Genomic DNA, 23,139 nt, shown 5'->3' on the forward strand with positions numbered 1-23,139 from the left:
TTGTATTCGCCTTTCAAATAAATGATTGGGAAAATGTGTAGGTGAATTATGCTTTGGTTTTATTCACGGTAATGCTCAAAAGATTGTGGGTGACTACGCTTTGTGTGATAGTCGAGCTGCGTGAGGCAGAAGTCTGCGGCTAGCACGTCCCCAAAAAAGATTGCAAAAAGCACAATCTTGTTTGCGGCCACGCTAGCCAATTGCACTCACCGATTTATCGGTGTTAGTGCAATGGACATCGAAGAGTCCTCAACTTCTAAACGCCTCACTCCGCTCTGTGATTAATCTTCCATCACTCCGCTCGACACACCGAGTCCAGCGTGCACCTTGTAGAAATGTACTGCTAGGCCGAATGCGAGGCCAACTAGCGCGGGGACGAGCCAGCCGAGGCCCATGGATGCTAGTGGCAGGTAACTTTGCTGGAAGGAAACAACCGCCTTACCGAACGCGCTGGCAGAAACAACTGGTGGAAATGATGCGACCATGTCCATCAGTGCTGGTAGTGTGGTGAAGCCGACGACAAATCCGTAAACAACACGGTCGTAGTTGAACAGCCGGCCGGTAACTGACAGCAGGATCAGCACCATTGAGAATGGGTAGAGGAACATGAGCATTGGCGTTGACCACTGAATGATGGTGTCGAGACCAAAGTTAGCGGTGCAAAATGATGCAAAGCTCATGAATGCGAGCCACTGCTTGTAGGAAACGCGGCTAAAGTGCTTGTGAAAATCCTGGGCGAAGGCGGCGATGAGGCCGATAGCCGTGGTCAGGCAGGTCACCGTGATGAGCACGGCGAGGAAGGCGTGGCCCGCAGCACCAAGGTAGTGCGTAACGACCTGGTTGAAGGCAACCCCGCCGTCAGCTGAGACCTTGAACTTGCCCAAGGACATGGAACCGAGAACGATGAGGGCCAAGTAAACGACCCCGATGAGGCTGGTGGCCATGACCCCGGATTTAGCGGTGACCTTCGCCACGGCCGTATCCTTCTTGAGGCCAAAGCCCCGAACTGCCGTGACAACGGTGACCCCAAAGGCGAGACCGGCGAGGGCATCCATGGTGTTGTACCCCTGCAAAAAGCCATTCATGAAGCCAGCGTGCTGGTATTCAGCCGTGGCAACCTGCGTCATGGCGTTGCCCATTGGGTTCAGGAACCCGATGAGGAAAACTACGAACAGCAGTAAGAGAAACAGTGGGTTAAGCAACTTGCCGACTGCCGCGGTGATCTTGCTTTCTTTGTAGGAAAAAAGGAAGGCGGTGAGGAAGAAGAGGGCGGAGAAGACGAGTAGCCCAGTTTGCTGCATGCCCTTGCTCAGCATTGGCGCGACCCCAACGGTGAACGGAACGGTGGCCGTGCGAGGTGTGCCGAACAGTGGGCCGATTGTTGCGTGTATGAGGACCATGAAGGTGAGGGCGAACCAGGCACCAAGGGGCTTGCCGATGTCGTATACCCCTTCAGAATGGGTCATGGCGATTGCCAGCACTGCAAGCAGCGGCAAAACAACTGCGGTGACCAAGAAACCAAGTGCCGCGGGAACCCAGTGGCCCCCGGCGAGTTGCCCCAAGTGGAGCGGGAAGATGAGGTTGCCGGCGCCGAAGAAGAGGCCGAACAACATTGAAGCTACAACGAGATAATTTTTGGTGCCGAATTTTGACTTAGATAATTCCATTAAATTTTCCTCCAGGAGTGCTAACGCGAAATCCTTTTCTGTGTTGCACTGGTTATATAGAGGCGCGTAGCTTTTGCGACTAACTGTTCACATGAGCTCCGCGGAAAATGCTTATGTAAAAGTTAGCGCAAGAAGCGGTGGTGCGCCGAAACGATTGCGGTGAATGAAGTGCTTAAAATGTTAATAATGCCGTCGTCCATGACGAACCATCTCCTTTTGCAGTAACTAGTTATGTGTCCCAGTTCTTGCTGGGTGAAAAAGTGACGCTATGTGTTTATGTGTGGCGCAGGGCCAAGAGTATGTGTCGGCTAATGCCGGATGGAACAATATGTGGTTGCCGGAGAATCCGGATATGTGTAAGTAATGGCAACAAAAAACGCCCTTGAATCAATCCTCTGCGGAATTGATTCAAGGGCGTGATGCGCGGTACCACCTTGAAGGCGCCAATGTGTCACCACAATGGCCTCAACACGTACGGCTATGATCTAGCGATACGTTGGCGCGATATTGGGCGCCCCCCATGACATGTTACTCGTTAGCTAGGCTAATCTTCGGTGTCCGCTCGAAAGGGATGTTCATCGTGATTGCTCCTGCTGCCTCACACCTAACGCAGCTCGCTGAAGGTTAAATCCGACTACTGTTCTTTCTCGTCGCAATTACTTATTGGTACCCAGTTTATGAGTATCCGGTGTGCTTGTCAACACTTTTCTTTAATTTTTTATCATTTGTGGCCGTGTACGCCAGGAATCTAGTTGGCTGGTGTGGGAAAAATCTACGCGTGAGCATGATGTTTCACGGCCATACATGGAAGATTTAAGTCAGGCAGCTGTGGCTGATCACCGCGGGACGCGCGGGTGAATCGAAGTTAGCTTGATTTCTGATAATGGTTTGGTAGCTGGAGGTTCGAAATTTGAAACTGCTGATCTATTAGAACCATACTCATTTTCTAAGCAATAGTGTGACCTGTGACGGAAACTGACAATAATTCGCCAAAAAATTTCACAACAGGTATATGCTCTAAATGCCCGCAACAAAGCCGATTTGAAGCTGAATAGCGTAATTGGCTGCAAATGAAAAGCTAAATTGCGCCACAAAAAATGACAAAAAGGGTTGACGAACATTAAAAAAGGCATTAAGCTAACGACATCAATTAAGTTTTCGAAAGGAGATACACATGATGAAACCAGCAAATATTAATACTAACGTTGTATCCCCAATTGAAAACCTTGCCTTGTTGTTGAACACCTAGGACCCGGCGATTAGCTAGTAATTAGCAATCAGTTGAGCCCTTGTTCGTGTTTGGCAATGAGGGCTCAGCAAATGTGCGAGTGAGGCCTCATTGATTAAGTCAATGAGGCCTTTTCTTTTGCACAAGGCCTCGGTTTAGAAAAGGAGGATGCAGCATATGCGATTGTGATTTTACAAGAAGCAACACTGCAATTATTCATCACCCGCCGCAAGCAAATGTTGCTAGCGGCGCGGCAACCACATAGTTTCACTTGTTCAGATCTAATTCGACACATAGCGTTAACACATATCGGCTACGCAGCCACACCAGGTTCACGCCTGACACATATTTATTATTGCAAATCACAACATTAAAAAAGATTGGCCAACGCCAACGCGAGGAGAAAACACATGAAGAACTTTAAAAAGATTGCTACAGCAACTGTCGGTATGGCCGCAATGATGATGCTCGCTGGTTGCAGCACCGCCGCAAACAGCTCCAAAAAGGGGAACACCGCTTCCGGCAACACCATCAAGATTGGGGTCAACATGGAACTGTCCGGTGCCGTTGCTGGTTATGGTGAACAGCAGAAGCAAGGGATTGAACTGGCCGTGAGCCAGATTAACTCTAAGGGCGGCATCAAGGTTGACGGCAAAAAGTACAAAATCAAGGCCATCTACCGCGACAACAAGTCCACAACGAGCGGCTCAGCTTCCGTTGCCGCACAGCTGGTGAACAACGACAAGGTGCAGGCAGTGGTCGGACCCGCAACGACGAACGATTCCACCGCCGCGATTCCTAATGTTACCAAGGCCAATGTAGCTTCCGTATCGCCATCAGCAACCGACGATGGTTACACGCTCGACAAGAACGGCAAGGTGCAAAAGTACGTGTTCCGGTCATGCTTCGACAACAGCTACCAAGGCCAGACCGCTGCTAAGTTTGTTACGAACACGCTGAAGGGCAAGAAGGTCGCAATCATCGCCGACAACTCTTCCGACTACGGGACCGGGCTGGCAAAGGCCTTCAAGAAGCAGTTCAGCGGTGCCATTGTTTCCACCCAGTACTTCCAGGAAGGGGACAAGGACTTCAACGCTATGCTGACGGCCATCAAGAACAAGGGCTTCGATGCAATTTACGCACCAGGTTACTACTCCGAAGTTGGGCTGATTGTTAAGCAGGCACGCCAGATAGGCATCAAGACGCCAATCATCGGTTCTGACGGGATGGCAGATCCTAAGCTGGCCCAAATCGCTGGCAATGCCAACGCCAACGATATTTACTACACCACACCGTTCTCCACGAAGAGTGCCGACACCGACACGACGGTTAAGTCATTCATGGACGCATTCCAGGACAAGTTCGGCACCGAAGCACCAACCTTCTCCGCACTTGCTTATGACTCTGTATACATGGTTAAGGCGGCAATCGAAAAGGCTAAGTCTGTGAACTCCGAAGACATTGCCGTTGCCATGGCCAAGATCAAGAACATGAAGGGCGCAACCGGGACCATGACGGTTGACGCTAAGCACAACCCAGAAAAGCCAATCGCGATTGAACAGATGAACGGTGGCAAGGTTGAAAAGGCAATTACCGTTAAGTAGTTAGGCGCTGGCCGATTGCATTGAGGCTAGCAAGGACTAAAGCAAACGTCTTATTTCTTTTCACCTAATATTTAACGCAAAAACGGCGAGGCTGGTACTCACCGTTTTCGCGTAGTAATGGCAAAAGGTGTCGGCGGGCCCCAGAAAATCAGTCGGAATATCGAATTAACCAGCCCTGTGCTTAAATTATGGTCACGGGGTTGCAGGAGGAACTATTTTGCACACGATAATGCAGCAATTAATCAACGGCCTATCGCTTGGTAGTGTGTATGCACTGCTGGCGCTGGGTTACACCATGGTTTATGGGGTCATCAAACTGATTAACTTCGCACACGGGGATGTCTACATGCTGGGCGCCTTCTGGGGTTATTACGTCATTCGGTTCTGGCATGTGAACTTTTTCATTGCCCTAGTCTCAGCGATGGTACTTACTGCCGTCTGCGGGGTCGTGATTGAATTTCTTGCGTACCGACCACTGCGGCATGCGCCACGGATTACGGCGTTAATTACCGCTATCGGTGTGTCATACTTCCTTGAAAACATCATGTCGTACTTCTTCGGCGCAAGTGCCCGGAATTTCCCGCAGGTCATCAAGGTGCACAACTATCATCTTGGCGGTTTCAGCGTATCCAACGTGCAGGTTCTGATTCTGGTCACGGCGCTGGTGCTCATGGTGGCCCTCCAGCTTATTATTAAACAGACCAAGATGGGTAAGGCGATGCGCGCGGTTGCCGTTGATCCGGACGCGGCTGAACTCATGGGAATTAACCCGAACCACGTCATCTCGTTCACCTTCGCGCTGGGCTCGGCACTAGCTGGTGCCGGTGGTGTGCTGATTGGCCTTTACTACAACTCTATCGATCCGCTGATGGGGATGACCCCAGGGATTAAGGCTTTTGTCGCGGCGGTAGTCGGCGGCATCGGCTCCATTCCGGGGGCATCAATCGGTGGTTTCCTAATCGGGATTCTAGAAACGATGGTCCAAGCAATCGGTCTGTCAGCATACAAGGACGCCGCCGTTTACATTGTCCTCATCATCATCCTACTGGTAATGCCATCCGGTATTTTCGGGAAGAGGAGCAAGGAAAAGGTATAACAGAGCGGAGCAGCCCGGTTTGCTCGTGAGCATCAGCTGGCTCGGACAAGTGATGGCGCATTTTGCCATTGCTTGTCCGAGCGTGCTGAGCGGAACGAGCAGGGCTGCGGAGCTCGACTAAGACCACAGAGCGCATCCACCCGTATCGCTTTTGAGCATTACCGTGAGTATGGCTTTGGCGGGCGTTTTTCCCGCCAGAGTCATACTCGTGGTAAGCGGAAAAAACAGGGTGGCGGAGCTCGACTAGCACCCACCCGTTTCACCTTTGAGTGTCACCAGCAACTGGCTATGCAAGGAAGGATTAACATGAAAAGAAATATTCGCGCTAATTTCATTTGGCTATTCATCATGGTTTTCGGATTTGTCGCTATCGACGCCATGGAGTTTACCGGAATCGTTAATACGTTCATGGAGAACGCGTTTGTGACGGTTGGTATCAACATTATTTTGGCGATGGGGCTCAATCTGATTATCGGCTTTACCGGGCAGTTCTCGCTTGGCCACGCCGGGTTCATGGCGATTGGTGCCTACGCGACGGGAATTATGCTGCAAACAATGGACAGCCCAATTGGTTTTTGGCTGTCCGTGGCGGTTGGCGTCGTTATTGCAATCATCGCGGCGATTATCATTGGGGTGCCCACGCTGCGTCTACGCGGGGACTACCTGGCGATTGCCACGATGGGTGCTTCCGAAATTATCCGTGTTGTGATTAACAACCTCAAAATCACAAACGGGCCGGCCGGCCTCTTCAACATTCCCCAGTACGCAACGTGGCCAGTCGTGTACGTGGTCATGTGCATTACGATTATCATGATTGCCAACTTTGTCCACAGTCGTGCCGGCCGGGCCGTGATGTCGGTGCGTGAAGACGACATTGCTGCGGAAGCGATGGGGATTAACACGACGAAATGGAAGCTCGCGGCATTTGTCTTCGGGGCCGCGACTGCCGCGGTTGGTGGTTCCCTCCACGCGTCGTACATCCAGACAATTTCGCCAAGTGAATTCGGCATCATGAATTCCATCGCCATATTGATTATCGTTGTCTTAGGTGGCGCCGGCAGTTTGACTGGGACCGTCGTTGCGGCGGTTGTCCTTGGCATCATCGACACGGTGCTCCAGAACTTCGGGACGCTGCGGATGGTGATTTATGCGCTGGCACTGATTCTGCTGATGGTCTTCAAGCCGGGTGGTCTGCTCGGCCGCTGGGAACTGTCGTTTAAGCACGTTGGTAAGAAGGGGGCACGAGCGGAATGACACACTTACTTCAAGTTGACCACGTGACGCAACAGTTTGGCGGACTGAAGGCTGTTTCAGATGTGTCGATGACTGTTGATGCCGGTGAACTCATCGCACTCATTGGGCCAAATGGTGCGGGCAAAACTACACTGTTCAACATGCTGACGGGGGTAAACACGCCCACAAGCGGGACCATCACGTTTACCACCGCCAAGGGCACGATGAAGGTTAACGGTAAGCGCGCCGATCAGGTTGCCGCCGCTGGAATGAGCCGCACCTTCCAAAACATTCGTCTGTTTTCGGATTTGACCGTGCTTGATAACGTCCGTATTGCCATGACGCACCGCACACGGGAGAATTTTGCCGAAACAATGCTCCGGTTGCCTTCCTTCTATAAAAAGGAGCAGGCCATCACCGATGAGGCCAAGGCATTGCTCAAGGACTTCGGACTCGAGCGCATCGGCCGCAGTATTGCCGGGGAATTGCCGTATGGTGAGCAGCGGCGCGTGGAAATTGTGCGGGCGCTGGCCACTAAGCCGTCACTGCTCTTCCTGGACGAACCAGCGGCGGGGATGAACCCGGAAGAAACGGCGGCACTGATGGCCTTGATTAAGAAAATCCAGGCGGACTATGACGTAACCGTTATCCTGATTGAACACGACATGGCGCTGGTCATGAACCTGGTGCAGCGTATTTACGTGCTGGATCACGGGAGTCTAATCGCTGAGGGCACGCCGAGTGAAATTAGGAATAATGCAGAAGTTGTGGCGTCATACTTAGGGGGTGCACCAGTTGCTGAAGGTTAGTAATCTAAACGTTAATTACGGCGGAATTAAGGCGGTCCGCGATGTCAGCTTCGAAGTGCACACCGGTGAAATTGTGACGCTGATTGGCGCGAATGGTGCTGGTAAGTCGACCATTTTAAAGACGATTTCCGGCATTATGCGCCCCAAATCCGGCCTCATCACGTATGAAGACAAGGCCATCCAGAATGCGAGCGCCGCTGCCATCGTGAAGGCGGGGATTTCCCAGGTGCCAGAGGGCCGGCACATCTTTGCGGGCATGACGGTGATGGAGAACCTCGAGATGGGTGGCTTCATTCACAAACGCGGAACGGATATGTCCGCCACGTTCGATAATATCTTCGCGCACTTCCCCGTGTTGGCGGAGCGCAAGAAGCAGGATGCTGCGACGCTTTCTGGTGGTGAACAGCAGATGCTCGCAATGGCGCGGGCACTGATGGCTAAACCGAAACTGCTGCTGCTTGACGAACCATCAATGGGGTTATCGCCAATCTACATCCAGAAGATTTTTGAAATCATCCAAACCATTAACGAGCAGGGTACAACCATTTTGCTGATTGAACAGAACGCCAAGCAGGCACTCAGCATCGCGGATCGTGGCTATGTACTTGCTAGTGGTGAGGTCAAGATGACCGGCACCGGCAAGGAACTGCTTGCAAATGAGCAGGTCAAGTCTGCTTACCTGGGCGGATAAGCTGGCTGATAGTTAGTCACTGATGCCGCAAATAGTTGGCAGCTAATATGAATATGACTAGTGAGATCCGCGCGCGGAATTATTCCGTGCACGGGTCTTTTTTTACCAGTAATAATGTGGTGTACTGCGCATCATTTTGTTTTTACCATAACGTTCACCGGAAAACTCTGGAGCAACACCACCGTGAGTAGATAACTAGTGTAGCTGCTGGGGATGGATGGTAAGAAGGCCGAATTTCGTTCTTTAACGTGTAAATTGTCGCTTATCGAAAATAACTAGCTTGGTCTGATGCTAAAATGCACTTTTGCAGGTGCACGGCCCGCGATATCAACGTTGTACACGTGGTTGGCTGACGGCAGCTGATTAACCGGGTTAAACAAATAACGGCACTAAATCTGAAAAATGGCGAAAAGATGTGTCTTTACTAAGAAAAATTGTTTATTTAAACCACAAACTAAATTATAATAGAAATAATAAACTATTGGCGGTTGAGTTGAGGAAATAGTATCAACTTGGCTGTGAAAAGAACGGTTATTGCGCGTGCTTGTGCTCTTTATTTGGAGGAATATCCTGACCATGGTCATTAATATTTTGGGGCTAAAAATCAACATGATGCTGAGCTTACACATCATGCCCACGCCTATGCTCGTGGTTGATGTCCTGCTGGCCGGCTGCTTCACCGCTGGCTTTGTTAGTTACTATTCACGTCTTTCCCGTTACGCCTTTAGCAATGGGGAACAGGAAAAACCGGGGTACCTGCGCATCTTGGCGCGGATTGCGTTACCGATTATGTCAATCGGGACCGGGACTATCCTGCACTTTATGGGGTATCTGACCTACCAGGACGCAATGATGTTCCACAACATGGGACTGTTCATGCTGGTATTTACCTTCCTGGATGAACACATCAACAACTGGGAATATCTAGTGCGCGTGGCGGGGGCGCTGTGGGTTTGGTTTATGCACCACAACATGAATTATGACCGCATCCAGTTTCCGATTTCGCTGGCTCTGTTGCTGGTCGCAGTGTTAGTTATGCGCAAGTTTCACGAGCAAATCCGCTACAACATTTGGCTCAACCTGGCTTCGTTCACTTACATCGCGGTGATTTTCTGGGCGCTACTGCCGCCATTTGCTAGCGATGGTCACAAAATTTTCGTTATCACCCTGCAGGCAGTAATTATGTTCATCGGGATGGCGGTCGTCACTGCGCTATTCTGGACGCAGCAGCACCGGACCGACGAGCACAACGATGAAATGGCCAAGCTTGCGAACTTTGACCAACTGACAAACGCCCGCACCTACGCGCTTTACCGTCAGGACATCACGCGGATGTTCGACGATGCACGTGCGAACAACGAACCACTGACCATGGCCGCCGTGGACGTCGACCATTTCAAACAGATTAACGATCACTACGGGCATTTGGCTGGTAACGCCATTCTGGTTGGCATTGCGACGACACTGGAGACGGTGCTGCGTGAACATCAATCCGGCCTCCAAGTTTACCGGACCGGTGGTGAAGAGTTCAACATTTTGTTCCCTAACATGACGGCCAGCGCGGTGCTGCCAATTATGAAGGACGCGTGGAGCCAGGTTCGCAAGAGTCACTTTACCTATGAGGATTACGATGTCACTGTGACGATGTCGTGCGGGATTACCGCGCTCAAGCCGAGTGATGCCAAGGTGGACGATCTCTACAAGCGCGCGGACGACAACCTGTACCAGAGCAAGCACAACGGGCGCGACACCATCACGCTTGAGGGTGTTACGGAGACCAAGACAAGTACCAAGCGCATGCTCGCGACGTACACGTTCTTCACCCAGTCGATTGTGGATGCATCCAAGAAGGAGCCGAGCGTCATCGGCAACGAGCTGTTGCTGCGGGTCTACGATTATGACCACGACAAGTGGATTGTGCCGCCCTCATTCAACGTAACGGTGGAAACACAAATTGCGCTGATGATTGAGGCGCTGCGAAATTCGAGTTGCAAGGACGTTGCCCTGAACCTCACGATGAATCAGTTCGCCTCAATACGGGTTGCCGAAAAACTCGCGGACTTCAAGCAGAGCACGCCGGAACTTGCGGGACTCATTGTTGAACTGGTGCAGGTGCCAGCACTTGCCGTGATGCAGCAGATGGCGCTCGTCTACCACAAGGCGGGGATTCGGATTGCCATTGACGACGTGGGGAGCGACAACCACTTTGAAGCGCTGAAGAGCCTGCTGCCGTACATTGATGGGGTGAAGTTCGCCATGCAGAATCTGCGTAGTGCCCACGACACGGCCAACCTGGAAGAGCGAATGTCGTTCTGGGCGAAGCTGGCCAACAAGTATGAAATTGACTTCATCATGGAAGGTATCGAAAATAGTGCCGATGCTGAATATGCGGTTACTAAGCTGCATGCGCGGTATTTGCAGGGCTACTACTATGATCGGCCAGAATTGCCACGTCTAGATTAAAATTTGTTATTGTGTACTAATTAATTGCTGGTACTCTATAGGTAGTAAGAATAGGAAGTGGACTTTACTGGCATCTTGAATTAGGCATCCTCGGGGGGTTGTTCAAGTATGCGGGAAGGAATAGTTATGGTAGAAACTCTAAGCACGCCTGCATTCATTATGCAAACAATCATTGCAGCGCTGGCGGCAGTGGGGGCGACGACGTTATACCACAATTTGTGGCGTTTAACGCAAACAAACCAAACGTCGCACAGCGTAATGCAGTTGGTACGCGTAATGCTCAACTTAGTCGTGATTGTGATTGGCGTTGGGCTCATGGCCACCGCTCGCTTTGCGGTGCTGAGTACTTACGCACAGCTTGCGGCTAGCGTGGGGCTCGTGCTGATTGTTAGCTCGCTGATGATGCCTGGCCTGCACGTGTGGGAGGCGGGTGTCCGGGTTGCGGCGCTGCTGGCGGGTATTGCTGCCAGCGTTGCAACCACCGATGCTGCGAGCCTTGGCGGTGTCTTGGCGGTGACCCTAGTATTGGGCGTTATCGCGGCTTGGCTGACCGTCAAAGGCAAGTGGGTCAACGCTACAATCAGCTTTGCTTTTTCCGCGTTAATTGCCATTAGCTACTGGCTACTGGCGTTTGGCGTGAACACGGCCAGTTACCAAGCTTTAACGCAAACACTGGTTGCCGGTCTGTGCGTTGCTTACTTCGTCATGCATCAGCACATTGATGACAGCAAGCAAAGTCGGCAACTGACCGAAAACGCGGCTGCAATGCGCCTCGCCGCCAAAAAGGACGAGGTCAAAACCGAGAATAAGACCTACGCGTTCTTCGTGCAGCCCATGGTCGATGTGACCTCGAGCAAGCGGCGCCTGATGGCCTACGAACTATTGCTGCGCGTGTACGACTACGCTAACGACCGCTGGACCGTGCCCAAGAGTTTTGATGTGTCCATTGGCAAGCAAATTGATTTGATTGAAAAGGTCCTGGAGAACGTCGACGAACCGCGCGTGGCGCTAAACATGAGCGCGGAAGATTTCGTCGATGAGAACACCATGCACCGGCTGACTGACTTCGCACGGACCAGCGATAAGCTCAAGGGGCTCATCATTGAATTGACCCACGCCCCGACGCTGGAAGAAATGCAGCGAGTTGCACCGAAGTACCACGATGCCGACATTCGGATTGCCATTGATGACGTGGGCAGTGACAACCACTTTGAAGGGTTGCAGGGCATCATGCCGTACATCGACGGGGTGAAATTCGGGATGCAGAATTTGCGCCGCTACAACGACACCGCCAACCTGAGTGACCGGATGCACTTCTGGTATGATCTGGCGGCCGAATACGATATCGACTTCATCATGGAAGGTATCGAGAACAAGGATGACGAGAAGTTCGCTAAGGAAAAGCTGCGGGTCCAGTACCTGCAAGGTTATTACTACGGTCGGCCGCAATTACCAACTAAATAAAGCTAAAATGAGTTCACTACACAGCTGGTGAACTCATTTTTTGACCTAGAATAATTTGGACAACAAAAAAAGCAATCCGCGAACGGATTGCTTTTTTGTTGTTCAGATGAACGTGAATTACAGTTCTTCTGGAACAAGCTTAACAGGCTTGGTGCCCATCCAGCCGATGATTTCCTTAACGGTATCGGAGATGGCATCTGTACCAGGCTTGAGAAGCTTGCGAGGGTCAAAGCCCTTACCAACTTGGTCCTTACCTGCTTCGATGTATGCACGGGTAGCCTTAGCGAAGGCGAGCTGGCATTCGGTGTTGATGTTGAGCTTAGCAACACCCATGGAAATAGCCTTTTCAACCTGTTCCTGAGGGATACCGGAACCACCGTGGAGAACAAGTGGCTGTTCAACAGCGTCTGCAAGTTCCTGGAGACGTTCGAAGTTCAGACCCTTCCAGTTAGCTGGGTACTGACCGTGAATGTTACCAATACCAGCAGCAAGGAAGTCAACGCCGGTTGCGGCGATCTGCTTTGCTTCTTCAACATCGGCAAGTTCACCTTCACCGATGATACCGTCTTCTTCACCACCGATAGAACCAACTTCGGCTTCAACGGAAATGCCCTTGGCGTGTGCCAAAGCAACGATTTCCTTGGTCTTAGCCAAGTTTTCTTCGAAAGGCAGGTCGTGGCCGTCGAACATTACGGAGTTGTAGCCGGCAGCAATTGCTTCCTTAGCAGCTTCGAAGTTACCGTGGTCAAGGTGGATAACAACAGGAACAGTGATGTCCATAGCCTTAACAGTTGCTTCGATGAGCTTCTGGCAAAGTTCGTAGCCACCCATGTACTTAGCAGCACCCATAGAGGTTTGGATAAGAACAGGAACGTTCTTTTCCTGAGCTGCGGAAAGGATAGCGCGAGTCCATTCGAGGTTGTTGGTGTTGAAAGCACCAACGGCGTAGTGACCCTTACGAGCCGCTGCAAACAATTCAGTACCATGTACTAAAGGCATTAGATAAAGCCCTCCTAGATTTATTTTTTACTCATTTATTCTAACACACTTTCTGAATGCAGGGGAAATACCTAAGCGACAAAAACGCGAATTATTCGCATTTGCGAACAGAAAAAACAAATCGCATGCGCAAGTTTGTCCAATAATCCCGCTGTGTAGCGGTTTTGCGCACATTTTACACAACCGCATGTGTGGCCCACTCGTTTTCATGAAAGCGGAGCCATCTTTTTGTGTGGATGAATTTTGGTTTTTTTATGGGTCACTGCGAGCCGTATTGGCACGGTTTACTGACAATGTGTTTGTTCTATCGGCAATTATCGCCTTTACCTATGACTCAAAGATGAGTATCATATTAAGCATTGAACTTGCGATGCCATTCAAGATGTCGTGGGTAAAATGCAATATATTTTTGAATCACTACTACATATAGGGATTAGCAGTGAGGACAAGGCGGCGCGTTTGCGCGGCCTAATAGCAGAAAGAAGGATTCCCAAATGGAACAACAGTTTGACGAAGTACAGAAGAAGACGCAGGAGAAGCGTTTTGAAGGTAATTATTGGCAGTGGATCTTATCCGAACTCTCAGGTTGGGACGCCACTCCTTGGAGCATGTTCTGGTTTGGGGTATCCTTCCAGCTCTGCTTGTTCCTGACGAACCAAATTAACATGACCACGACGATTACGTTCGCCGCAACCGTGTTCGGCCTCCTCTGCGTGTGCGCAATGATGGTTGGCAAGTCAGTTAACGGGTTGCTTGGCTTCATCTCCGCAATCGGTTTTATCTACGTTAACTGGAACGCGGGCCACTTTGCCTCCGTTCTTGACCAGACCGTCTTTGTTTTGTGTATCGACCTGCCACTCATGGTTAAGTGGCGCACCTGGGGTGAAGATTTCGACGCAAAATTACGGCACCTGAACGTGCGTGGCTGGATTATCGTCCTCGCCGTGATTGCGGTGCTCTGGTTCACCATGTTCCACGCCTACACCGCACTGCACGATACGAACCCACTGTGGGATTCCCTCGTGCTGTCCATCGGGGCGACTGCTTCGGTCATGATTGTGTTCCACTACAACGATACGTACACGTTGTGGCTGGCTGAAGACGTGGTCAACGTGCTGCTGTGGTTCACGGCGCTTAAGGGTGGCTACTCCCAGAGTTCCCTGCCAATGCTCGTTGTGACGCTCACGTACTTTGTGACCGCTGTCTACGGGAAGTTCTACTCCCCATGGTCCGCGAAGCACTACGCCGAGGTTCAGGCCAAGTAGAATCACGTGGCTTGCATCTATCTCCACCCATTAAGCGGTTGAGCTGTGTTTTGGCCCCATAAGCGCCCTGAGATTCCGGACTATCCGGCGTCCCGGGGCGCTTTTTTGGAATACGGCTATAAGCTATCCTTCGTGTCCGGCGTCTCCACCGCGGCGTTTCACGAGAATTTTGACTGATGAAGATAATTTCCACCGCACTGCGTTCGTATTTTTCGGAGAAGTTTTGTATACTGAATAGGACTGGTCGAGTTGGCCACTAATCTGGTGGGGTGACCCACGACGTATGGAGATAATGATGTTTATTTACTTCTCGGAGAGCCGGAACGCGTTGGTCGTTCCGCTGTCGCCGCCCCCGAACGTGCACTGCGCGTAGTGGATATGGCGGCAATCAGCCGTCATGGTGTGGATATTTAGTTGGTTTGACCCCGCGGCAGGGGCAAACTGTAGACAAACTTGCGATGACTCATCGTGAGTCGATAAGGAGAAATAACATGATTGATGCAATTGATTTGAAGCGTGGCATGGCTTTTGAAAAGGATGGCAAGCTGATTAAGGTCCTTGAAACCAACCACCACAAGCCAGGTAAGGGTAACACCGTTATGCAGATGAAGCTGTACGATGTTCGTTCTGGTTCCATCGTGCAGACCACGATGCGCCCAACCGAACGTGTTGAACAGGCAATTCTTGAAACCAAGGACGCACAATACCTCTACCTGCAGGATGACACGGCCTACTTCATGGATCTTGAAACCTACGAACAGTACGAACTGCCCGAAGACAGCATCAAGGACGAACTCCTTTACCTGTTGCCTAACACGAACGTCAAGATTGACTTCTACGGCTCTGAAGTAATTGGGATTAACCTGCCAAGTACCGTAACCCTGACCGTTACCGAAACCAGCCCTTCCATCAAGGGTGGTTCCGTTACCGGTGGTGGTAAGCCTGCAACCATGGAAACCGGTCTGGTTGTGAACGTGCCTGACTTCATCAAGGAAGGCGAAAAGCTGATCATCAACACGGACAAGGGTACCTACTCCAAGCGCGCTACAGACTAATAATTAAGCAACAATAGTTCGCGGCCCTTGCCAAGATAAGAATCCCCAGGTCGACCCGTTGCGGTCAGCCTGGGGATTTTTATTATGCGCGGCAGTTGGCCATGGCCGTTTCACCGTGATTAAGCGGACGGACGACGCCCAGCTTTTGGCGTGACCCGCGCCGAACGTTCGGATTTGACGTCCAGGAAAAAGGGAGTATACTTGCTAACAATATACCTGCTATATAATGCCGTGATATGGACGGCCAGTTTCTACCTCAAGCCATAAACTTGAGACTATAGCACGCATGGGCGCGTTCGGTGGCGCCCGTGCTGTTTAGTGATAAGGCGGGGTGCCCAATTTGGGTAGCCCGTTTTTATGTACTGGGCCATATTTGCGAATTAGGTAGTGGGGTATGCAAAATTAGCTCAATCGCGCGCAACGCCCCTGTCAGCGCAGCAACTTAAATGCGAAGCTGACAAGATTGTTACCCACGATTGACCAAGAAAAGTGAGGTTTACCCCTTGATTGACCTAGAAATTACTGGTGCGCACGTGCTGAACGTATACACACGACAGTTCGAAGAGACGTCTTTATGGATAGACGGAGATAAGGTAGTTTCACGCTTGAAAGACGCGCCGCTGGTTGCGCGGCAGACACTCGATCTAACCGGCAAGTACATCGTGCCCGGTTTCATCGATGCGCACGTGCACGTGGAAAGCGCGCAGGTGACACCAAGTGAAATCGGCAAAATTTTGCTGAAGCACGGGGTGACGACCATCGTTGCCGACCCCCACGAATTAGCCAACGTTGCCGGGGTGGCGGGTATTCAGTATTTGATTGATGACGCCAAGCAGACACCACTTGATGTGCGGTACATGTTGCCGTCATCCGTTCCCTGTGTGCCGTTTGACCACAATGGCGCCACGCTCACTGCCGCTGATTTGCGGCCACTGTACGCGCAGCCCGAGGTTAATGGGTTGGCCGAAGTGATGGATTAAGGTGCGGTCGCGCGGGGTGATGCCGACACGCTGGCCAAGGTTCGCGACGCCTACGCTAATGGCCACCACGCGGACGGTCACGGTGCGGGTCTGAACGCGGCGCAGCTCGAGGTGATGGTCGCAAACGGGATGGACACCGATCACGAAAGCAGCACGGTAGAAGAAGCACTCGACCGGGTGAACGCGGGGATGTACGTCTTTTTGCGCGAGGGGACAGTTGAGCGGGATGTTGCCACCACGGTTCAGGCCGTGACTGAGGACAACGCCGGGCGCTTTGCCTTTTGCACTGACGACAAGACGATTGGTGATTTGATGACAGAAGGTTCCATTGACCGCAACATTAAGATGAGCATTGCGGCGGGATTGCGGGCAAGCACCGTGTACACGATGGCCAGTTTCAATGCGGCCACGGCCCACCGGCTCACCGATCGGGGCAGCCTTTCTGCCGGGCAGCTGGCCGACCTGGTCGTTCTCGATGATGTGAACACCGTTAAGATTGCTCGCGTGATGAAGTCTGGTCAGTGGCAGGACGGCGAACCGGCCACGACGCCACTGGAGTTTTCCGCGACCAAGATTAACCACCACCTGCAGCCAAGCGACCTCAGACTGGCTGTGCCGGATGCCGGGGCAAAGGCGCACGTGATTGGCGTGCAGCCAAATCACATCACGACGGACCACCTGCAGCTAGAAGTGAGCGGTGAAAATGGTGAATTTGTCGCCGATACGAGCCGCGACATTTTGAAAATGGTTGTGGTTGAACGCCACCACAATACCGGCTGTGTCGGTGTCGGTCTGGTGCAAGGCTTCAAACTCACGGGCGGGGCGATTGCGAGCTCCGTGGCCCACGATGCGCACAACATTGTTGCAGTTGGCAGCAGTGATGCCGCCATTATGAATGCCATCGCTGCAATTACGAAAACTGACGGTGGGTTTAGCGTGGCAACCGAAGATGCGGTGCTGGCAACCGTGCCGCTGCGGATTGGCGGTTTGCTGAGCGACCAGCCGTACCACGTTGTTGCCGACCAGATGCGCACGTTGCGTCAGGCATTCGGGACAATCAGCCACGACGTCGACTACGACCCGTTCATCACGTTATCATTCTTGACGTTACCGGTGATTCCGTCCATTAAGTTGACGGACCAGGGCCTGTTTGATTTTGATAGCTTCAGCTTTATCCCGGTGGTGGCAAACGCGGCGGATTAACGGCGAGCGGCAGACCAAAGGCACCGGCTCGCAAGTGCGATGGCAAAAAAGAACCCAGCCATGCCGTGATTGGTCGAGCATGGCCGGGTTCAAGAATAATTCAAATTGTAATTGGGCAACTCGCAGTGAGGCAATGGTGTTCTCACTGCGAGTTTTTTTGGATTAGTGTGCAATCGAGAAGTGACGGTACTGTTCGGCGCGCAGGTAGTTCTGAACGCCGATGATATCTTGGGCGTCGGGTGCCTGGTCCCTAACCAGTTCAACTAAATCGTTGCGGACGAAAATGATGGCGCCACGCGTATCGTGCAGCTCGCTGATTGGTTCGGTGGTCACGGAGAAGTTTTTCGTTCCGCGCTGTTGCAGCTGGTTTTGCAGGATGCGGGCCCCCATCGCGGGCGACCCCATGCCGGCGGTCCCGGTGACGATGATGTGGAGCGCGCCGTTGTTTTTGGCCGCTAGATCAGTCGTCCTTTGTTTCAGCTCGACCGATACGTGCGGCATCAGTGCGGCGGCGACGGCAAAGGAAACGATGGTCGATGCGGCCACACCAGCCAGCACCCCGAGGTAACTGTGCAGACTTGGCGGAGTGAGGAGCAGAATCGAAATAATCGAACCAGGCGCGGGGTCTGCGCGCAACCCAATGTCCAGGAGGTTGAACGTGAATGTCCCCGTCACGCCCCCGGCAATTACCGCCAGGAACATGGTTGGGTGTTTCAGAACGTAGGGGAAGTAGATTTCGTGTATCCCACCGAGAAAATGAATCACAATTGCGGCGGGTGCTGAGCGCTTCGGCGTGCCGCTACCGAAAATTGCATACGCCATTAGGATGCCGAGCCCCGGTCCGGGGTTGGTTTCAATCAAGAATAAGATTGACTGTCCGAGGTGTGCGGCCTGCTCCTTGCCCAAGGGGTTGAGCAGGCCGTGATTGATGGCGTTGTTCAGGAACAAGACCTTGGCCGGCTCAACGATGACGTTGGCCAGGGGGATGAGGTGAATGTTAATTAGCCAGTTGGCGGCGAGGGCCAGTGCGGTGCTCATCCAGGAAATGATGGGCGCCAGGCCGAAGTACGCAACAAGGCTCATGCCGATGCCCAAGAAGCCGGCAGAGAAGTTGTTGACGATGAGTTCGAAGCCCTGGCGCACGTGCCGCCGGAATTCCTCATCCATGTAGTGCGTTATCCAACCAGATAGCGGTCCAATAATCATCGCACCCAGAAGTGTCAGGTCCTGCATGGCGGTGATGAGACCAAGGGTAGCGATGCTGGCGACCAGCCCGCCACGCTGACCACCCGTCATTTTGCCTCCGGTGTAGCCGATCATGATTGGCAGAAGGTAGTGCCCCAAGTTGGTGACGAGGGTAGCTAGGTCAGTGTTTGGGAACCAGCCGGTTTTACCGAACATGGACAGCATCAGGCCCCACGCAATGAAGGCCCCAATGTTGGGCATGACCATGTCACTTAAGGCGTCGCCCACTGCGATAATGTGGCGCCGAAATCGTGCGTTTTTTTGCATTCAGGCCCCCAAGTGGGGTTCACCTCCTTAGTGGTCACACTTGGCTCTTAATCTGAATCAGGTGTGGACGGGCGTAGTAATACCCCTGAACAATCTCAGCATGATAATTAGCTGCAACTTTCAGGTCAGTTTCAGTCTCAAACCCCTCAATTACGAAAAACACGTTGTTAATTTCGGCCTGCTCACGCCAGAATTGCAGTTGTGGACTGACCAGGGTGGCGAAATCACGCTTGTTGTGGTAATTCTGCAGGGCAAATTTGTACTCCATGACGTAAGGGGACATTGCCTGCACGAGGTCGATTTGGTTCGCGCCGGTGCCGACATCATCGAGGCACACCCATAAATCCTGCAGCTTGTACGCGGATGCGGCATCGATTAGCTGCGTGATTGTTGCGCCGGCGGGCCGTTCGGTCAGTTCCACCACGATTTGCATGTCGGAACAGACACGTTGCGCCCGACCAAGTTCTTCTATATAAGAGGAATCAATAAACTCCGGCTGGTCTAGGTTAATCGACACCAGCTGGACACCCGTGGGCAGAGCCTCAATGGTGGCGATGAGCAGGTCGGCGAATTCTTGCGCGGTGAACTTACCGAAGTCCTTGGGGAAACGCCACTGACCGTCGGTATATTCGCGCAGGAATAATTCATATCCAATTAGTTCACGTTCCGAATATTTATCCTGTCCCCAGAACCGAATCATAGCGAATTCCCCCCTTTACGTAAGCTATTCACAAGTAAATATACAATAGAATGAGGCGAAAAGCGATTGGGTTTTGTCACGTATTATTGTTCTCGAAGCGATAAGATAACAGCATAGATATACGAACACGGCACGGTATCCGTTGTTGGCCTCAGTTAGATAATTGTTATATGATTATGCCCAATGAAAATATATTTGTTGGTGACCGCACAATTTGTCTATTTTGCAAAAAGCCGAACATTTGCCGGGGATTAAGGCACACTGATGGGGTTCATGATCCTAGCACGAAGCGGACTTGCACAACGACAACGGACGTTATTGATTAAAAGTAAGCAACTGTCATGCATTTCACCCAGAATAGGCTTAGAATGATACCAACAGGAAGGACGGTGGGCACATGTCACTGAAGGTGGAACTGTTAAAGCACCAGGAAATCACAACACAGCGGCTGTTGCTGCGACCGGTGCGTTTGGCGGATGCCGAAGATTTTTACCGGATTGGTAGCGACCCCGAGAATAATCGGTTCACCATCCATTACCCCAATATGGACGCGACACTGGACGGTATGGCGGATTACTGGATGGGTGACCCCCTCGGTAAGTACGCCGTTGTGCTGCGCAAGACGAATCAGTTTGCGGGTGCGGTGGAAGTGCACCTGGATGAGAAGAATCGGAAGGCCGAAATCGGCTATTTGATCACCAGAAGATTCTGGGGCAATGGTTACGCGCCGGAAGCTGCGGCCGCGCTGCTGGATTTGTGCTTCAACGTCTTGAATCTGAATCGGGTTGAAGCGATGTATGATTCCCGGAACCACAACTCGGGGCGTGTGCTGGAGAAGCTCGGCATGCACATCGAAGGCCGGCTGCGCAATGACCGGATGGATGGCGACGTGGCGGTTACCAGCGTCGTCGCCGCGATTACCGCCGATGAATATGCGCAGAAGCAAGCAACGGCAAACGCAACATACTAACCTGAGGAGGTAGTAGTGATGACAGATTCGATTTATGATTTCACTTTAACCGAAATGAGTGGCAAGCCAATCTCACTAGCTGATTACCGCGGGCAGGTGCTGTTAATTGTGAACACCGCCAGCAAGTGTGGCCTGGCACCACAGCTAACGGGGCTCGAAGACTTGTACCAGCGTTACGGCAAGGACGGCCTGGTGGTTATCGGCACGCCGTCAAATCAGTTTCACCAGGAGCTAAAGGACGGCGAGGACACGGTCGAGTACTGCCAGGTGCACTTCGGCGTGACGTTCCCACTGACCCAGTTGATGCACCTGAACGGTAAGGAGACGCACCCGCTGTGGCAGTTCCTGAAGCAGTCAACGAATAGTGGCGCCATCAAGTGGAATTACACCAAGTTCCTCGTCGGCCGTGATGGTACGGTCCTGAAGCGATTTGCCCCAGTGACAACGCCGGAAAAAATTGAACCAGCAATCCAGGATGCACTGAAGTAAGTTGAGCAATGTCAGGTAGAGATGCCTGGCGTTTTTTTGTGCGGCGATTTCAGCGGTAGTGCAGGATTTGCTCCTGCCGGGGAAAATGGCGGACTACGCTTAACGTGAACAAAATTCACTGAAAGCCAGAAAAGTTTCATAGTATTCACCAAATCCCATAACCGCGGGCTTTGCCGGCCTTACGCGCTTTTGGGCGGCTTGCCGGAGCCGGTGCTCAATGGGTACTATGTAAAGTAACGAATCAAAAACGACAAAAAGTGGGGATTTGCTGCAGAGTTATTGCAGGGGAGCCCAGATTGGAGCAACACATGGCAAGTAAGCAGAACGCGGACGGCACCAAACGTGAATTAACCAAACGGCACGTACAGATGATTGCGCTTGGCGGCACGATTGGGACGGGGTTGTTCCTCGGTGCCAGCAATTCCATCATGAAGACTGGACCGTCGATTCTGCTGGTTTACGGAATTCTTGGTGCTATCTTCTTTCTCATGATGCGGGCGATTGGTGAGCTCATGTACCACGACCCAGAAAAGCACACGTTCATTTCCTTCATTAAAAAGTACCTAGGCCCGCAGGTTGGCTATTTTGCGGGGTGGACGTACTGGCTGGGCATTATTTTCGTGGCCATGGCGGAACTAACCGCAGTCTCCAAGTACGTCCAATTCTGGTTCCCGAGCTGGCACACGTGGACAATTCAGTTATGCGTGCTCGCGATTCTGGTTTCGATTAACTTGATTGCCGTCGGGTTGTTTGGCGAAGCGGAGTTCTGGTTTGCAATGATCAAGGTTACGGCCATTGTCGTCATGATTATCGTTGGGCTGGCAATGGTGTTCATGAATTTCAAAACGCCGATTGGCCACGCCAGCTTTGGTAACATTACGAACCACCTGTCAATGTTCCCGAACGGCTTTGCGAGTTTCGTCGCCGCTTTCCCGATGGTCTTCTTTGCGTTCCAGGGGATGGAATTCATTGGTATCACTACTAGTGAAACCCAGAATCCGCGCAAAGTGTTGCCAAAAGTCATTAACGAAATCATTTACCGGGTGCTGATTTTCTACATTGGGGCAATCGTTGTCATCATGGCGATTTATCCATGGAACAGCCTCGATCCGACCCAGAGCCCGTTCGTGCAGGTGTTCCAGCTTGCGGGACTCAAGGCCGCGGCGGCGGTAATCAACTTCGTGGTGCTTACCGCTGCGGCATCCGCGCTGAACTCCTACATGTATTCTGCTGGGCGCCATTTTTACCAGCTGGCACTCGACTCACCCAACAGCAAGTTCATGCAGCGATTCCACAAGATTAGCCGCACAGGGGTACCGGCGCGTGGCATTCTGTTCTCCGCTGCACTGGTACTTATCGGCCCAATCCTGAACGCGCTCCCGCAAATTAGCAATGCTTTTACGTTCATTACCAGTGTTTCAAGTGACCTCTACATCATTGTTTACCTGCTGACAATGCTAGCACACCGGAAATACCGTCAGTCTGCTGATTTTGACCCCCAAGGTTTCCTGATGCCGGGCTACAAGTTCACCAGTCCACTGGTAATCGGGTTCTTTGCGGCAATCTACCTGAGTCTTTTTATTACCGGAGACGGGGTATTGCCGGCAATTGGTGGCCTCGTGTGGACCGTCGGGTTTACCGGTATCATTGCGCTGGTGACCAAAAATAAGGCAAGTAGTGTCCCAACGGATATCAATTAAAAAAAGCGTGA

Annotated in this window: 16 protein-coding genes, 1 pseudogene and 1 riboswitch; of the genes and pseudogenes, 13 read left to right on the forward strand and 4 right to left on the reverse strand. The window is 52.0% G+C overall.

Translation table 11 applies throughout. The features are described 5' to 3' along the window. Window positions 1–281: 281 nt before the first annotated feature. Complete coding sequence (gene brnQ / locus EKN00_RS06470; RefSeq protein WP_127849328.1) at window positions 282–1,667, reverse strand: branched-chain amino acid transport system II carrier protein; 1,386 nt, start codon at window positions 1,665–1,667, stop codon at window positions 282–284. 1,638 nt (window positions 1,668–3,305) lie between these two features. Here brnQ and EKN00_RS06475 point away from each other — a divergent pair. The 7 genes from EKN00_RS06475 to EKN00_RS06505 all read left to right on the forward strand — a co-directional run bounded on the left by EKN00_RS06475 (window position 3,306) and on the right by EKN00_RS06505 (window position 12,255). Then, the gene (locus EKN00_RS06475; RefSeq protein ID WP_127849329.1) at window positions 3,306–4,499 is read left to right on the forward strand and encodes an ABC transporter substrate-binding protein; all 1,194 of its coding nucleotides are present in this window, start codon (window positions 3,306–3,308) and stop codon (window positions 4,497–4,499) included. Between the two features lie 217 nt (window positions 4,500–4,716). Further along, window positions 4,717–5,595 (forward strand): branched-chain amino acid ABC transporter permease, encoded by an 879-nt coding sequence (locus EKN00_RS06480; protein WP_127849330.1) that lies wholly within the window; start codon window positions 4,717–4,719, stop codon window positions 5,593–5,595. Between the two features lie 306 nt (window positions 5,596–5,901). Next, window positions 5,902–6,849: a branched-chain amino acid ABC transporter permease gene (locus EKN00_RS06485; protein WP_127849331.1), complete on the forward strand. Its 948-nt coding sequence runs from the start codon at window positions 5,902–5,904 to the stop codon at window positions 6,847–6,849. Next, window positions 6,846–7,637 carry an ABC transporter ATP-binding protein gene (locus EKN00_RS06490; RefSeq protein WP_127849332.1) on the forward strand — a complete coding sequence of 264 codons (792 nt, stop codon included), beginning with the start codon at window positions 6,846–6,848 and terminating at the stop codon, window positions 7,635–7,637. The genes EKN00_RS06485 and EKN00_RS06490 overlap by 4 nt, the downstream gene beginning before the upstream one ends. Next, window positions 7,624–8,328 (forward strand): ABC transporter ATP-binding protein, encoded by a 705-nt coding sequence (locus tag EKN00_RS06495; RefSeq protein ID WP_127849333.1) that lies wholly within the window; start codon window positions 7,624–7,626, stop codon window positions 8,326–8,328. Before EKN00_RS06490 ends, EKN00_RS06495 begins: the two co-directional genes overlap by 14 nt. Window positions 8,329–8,904: 576 nt before the next feature. After that, window positions 8,905–10,791 carry a sensor domain-containing diguanylate cyclase gene (locus tag EKN00_RS06500; RefSeq protein WP_127849334.1) on the forward strand — a complete coding sequence of 629 codons (1,887 nt, stop codon included), beginning with the start codon at window positions 8,905–8,907 and terminating at the stop codon, window positions 10,789–10,791. A gap of 126 nt (window positions 10,792–10,917) precedes the next feature. Beyond that, on the forward strand, window positions 10,918–12,255 hold the full coding sequence (locus EKN00_RS06505) for an EAL domain-containing protein (protein ID WP_164848055.1): 1,338 nt from the start codon (window positions 10,918–10,920) through the stop codon (window positions 12,253–12,255). A gap of 117 nt (window positions 12,256–12,372) precedes the next feature. Here the strand turns inward: EKN00_RS06505 and fba are convergent, their stop codons facing one another. Beyond that, complete coding sequence (fba, locus tag EKN00_RS06510) at window positions 12,373–13,254, reverse strand: class II fructose-1,6-bisphosphate aldolase (protein WP_127849336.1); 882 nt, start codon at window positions 13,252–13,254, stop codon at window positions 12,373–12,375. 494 nt (window positions 13,255–13,748) lie between these two features. Between fba and pnuC the strand changes: the two genes are divergently transcribed. From pnuC to ade, 3 genes and pseudogenes are all read left to right on the forward strand, one after another. Next, window positions 13,749–14,519 (forward strand): nicotinamide riboside transporter PnuC, encoded by a 771-nt coding sequence (gene pnuC, locus EKN00_RS06515; RefSeq protein ID WP_241559468.1) that lies wholly within the window; start codon window positions 13,749–13,751, stop codon window positions 14,517–14,519. A gap of 491 nt (window positions 14,520–15,010) precedes the next feature. Continuing rightward, window positions 15,011–15,574 (forward strand): elongation factor P, encoded by a 564-nt coding sequence (efp, locus tag EKN00_RS06520; protein ID WP_127849337.1) that lies wholly within the window; start codon window positions 15,011–15,013, stop codon window positions 15,572–15,574. A gap of 199 nt (window positions 15,575–15,773) precedes the next feature. Further along, a riboswitch (purine riboswitch) is annotated at window positions 15,774–15,872 on the forward strand. A 205-nt stretch (window positions 15,873–16,077) separates the two neighbouring features. Then, window positions 16,078–17,757: pseudogene (ade, locus tag EKN00_RS06525) on the forward strand (adenine deaminase). Window positions 17,758–17,919: 162 nt separating this feature from the next. Here ade and EKN00_RS06530 read toward each other — a convergent pair. Both EKN00_RS06530 and EKN00_RS06535 read right to left on the reverse strand, forming a co-directional pair. Beyond that, on the reverse strand, window positions 17,920–19,269 hold the full coding sequence (locus EKN00_RS06530) for a PTS transporter subunit EIIC (protein ID WP_127849338.1): 1,350 nt from the start codon (window positions 19,267–19,269) through the stop codon (window positions 17,920–17,922). Window positions 19,270–19,303: 34 nt separating this feature from the next. Further along, a complete protein-coding gene (locus EKN00_RS06535; protein WP_127849339.1) occupies window positions 19,304–19,969 on the reverse strand; it encodes an EAL domain-containing protein in 666 nt (221 codons plus the stop codon). 397 nt (window positions 19,970–20,366) lie between these two features. On the opposite strand from EKN00_RS06535, the gene EKN00_RS06540 reads away from it, so the two are divergent. The 3 genes from EKN00_RS06540 (at window position 20,367) to EKN00_RS06550 (ending at window position 23,128) form a co-directional block, all read left to right on the forward strand. After that, window positions 20,367–20,939 carry a GNAT family N-acetyltransferase gene (locus EKN00_RS06540; RefSeq protein ID WP_127849340.1) on the forward strand — a complete coding sequence of 191 codons (573 nt, stop codon included), beginning with the start codon at window positions 20,367–20,369 and terminating at the stop codon, window positions 20,937–20,939. Window positions 20,940–20,957: 18 nt separating this feature from the next. Continuing rightward, window positions 20,958–21,428, forward strand: coding sequence for a glutathione peroxidase (locus EKN00_RS06545; RefSeq protein ID WP_127849341.1), 471 nt, complete (start codon window positions 20,958–20,960; stop codon window positions 21,426–21,428). A 308-nt stretch (window positions 21,429–21,736) separates the two neighbouring features. Continuing rightward, window positions 21,737–23,128, forward strand: coding sequence for an amino acid permease (locus EKN00_RS06550; RefSeq protein ID WP_127849342.1), 1,392 nt, complete (start codon window positions 21,737–21,739; stop codon window positions 23,126–23,128). Window positions 23,129–23,139 lie beyond the last annotated feature (11 nt).

The organism is Lacticaseibacillus hulanensis, assembly GCF_004010095.1.
In the GTDB taxonomy this organism is placed as follows: Bacteria; Bacillota; Bacilli; order Lactobacillales; family Lactobacillaceae; genus Lacticaseibacillus; species Lacticaseibacillus hulanensis.

Bases quoted from the DNA above. Each gene is read 5' to 3' on its own strand.
- brnQ (WP_127849328.1), bottom strand. From the start codon at position 1,667: ATGGAATTATCTAAGTCAAAATTCGGCACCAAAAATTATCTCGTTGTA.
- EKN00_RS06475 (WP_127849329.1), top strand. From the start codon at position 3,306: ATGAAGAACTTTAAAAAGATTGCTACAGCAACTGTCGGTATGGCCGCA.
- EKN00_RS06485 (WP_127849331.1), top strand. From the start codon at position 5,902: ATGAAAAGAAATATTCGCGCTAATTTCATTTGGCTATTCATCATGGTT.
- EKN00_RS06490 (WP_127849332.1), top strand. From the start codon at position 6,846: ATGACACACTTACTTCAAGTTGACCACGTGACGCAACAGTTTGGCGGA.
- EKN00_RS06500 (WP_127849334.1), top strand. From the start codon at position 8,905: ATGGTCATTAATATTTTGGGGCTAAAAATCAACATGATGCTGAGCTTA.
- EKN00_RS06505 (WP_164848055.1), top strand. From the start codon at position 10,918: ATGGTAGAAACTCTAAGCACGCCTGCATTCATTATGCAAACAATCATT.
- fba (WP_127849336.1), bottom strand. From the start codon at position 13,254: ATGCCTTTAGTACATGGTACTGAATTGTTTGCAGCGGCTCGTAAGGGT.
- pnuC (WP_241559468.1), top strand. From the start codon at position 13,749: ATGGAACAACAGTTTGACGAAGTACAGAAGAAGACGCAGGAGAAGCGT.
- efp (WP_127849337.1), top strand. From the start codon at position 15,011: ATGATTGATGCAATTGATTTGAAGCGTGGCATGGCTTTTGAAAAGGAT.
- EKN00_RS06530 (WP_127849338.1), bottom strand. From the start codon at position 19,269: ATGCAAAAAAACGCACGATTTCGGCGCCACATTATCGCAGTGGGCGAC.
- EKN00_RS06535 (WP_127849339.1), bottom strand. From the start codon at position 19,969: ATGATTCGGTTCTGGGGACAGGATAAATATTCGGAACGTGAACTAATT.
- EKN00_RS06540 (WP_127849340.1), top strand. From the start codon at position 20,367: ATGTCACTGAAGGTGGAACTGTTAAAGCACCAGGAAATCACAACACAG.
- EKN00_RS06545 (WP_127849341.1), top strand. From the start codon at position 20,958: ATGACAGATTCGATTTATGATTTCACTTTAACCGAAATGAGTGGCAAG.
- EKN00_RS06550 (WP_127849342.1), top strand. From the start codon at position 21,737: ATGGCAAGTAAGCAGAACGCGGACGGCACCAAACGTGAATTAACCAAA.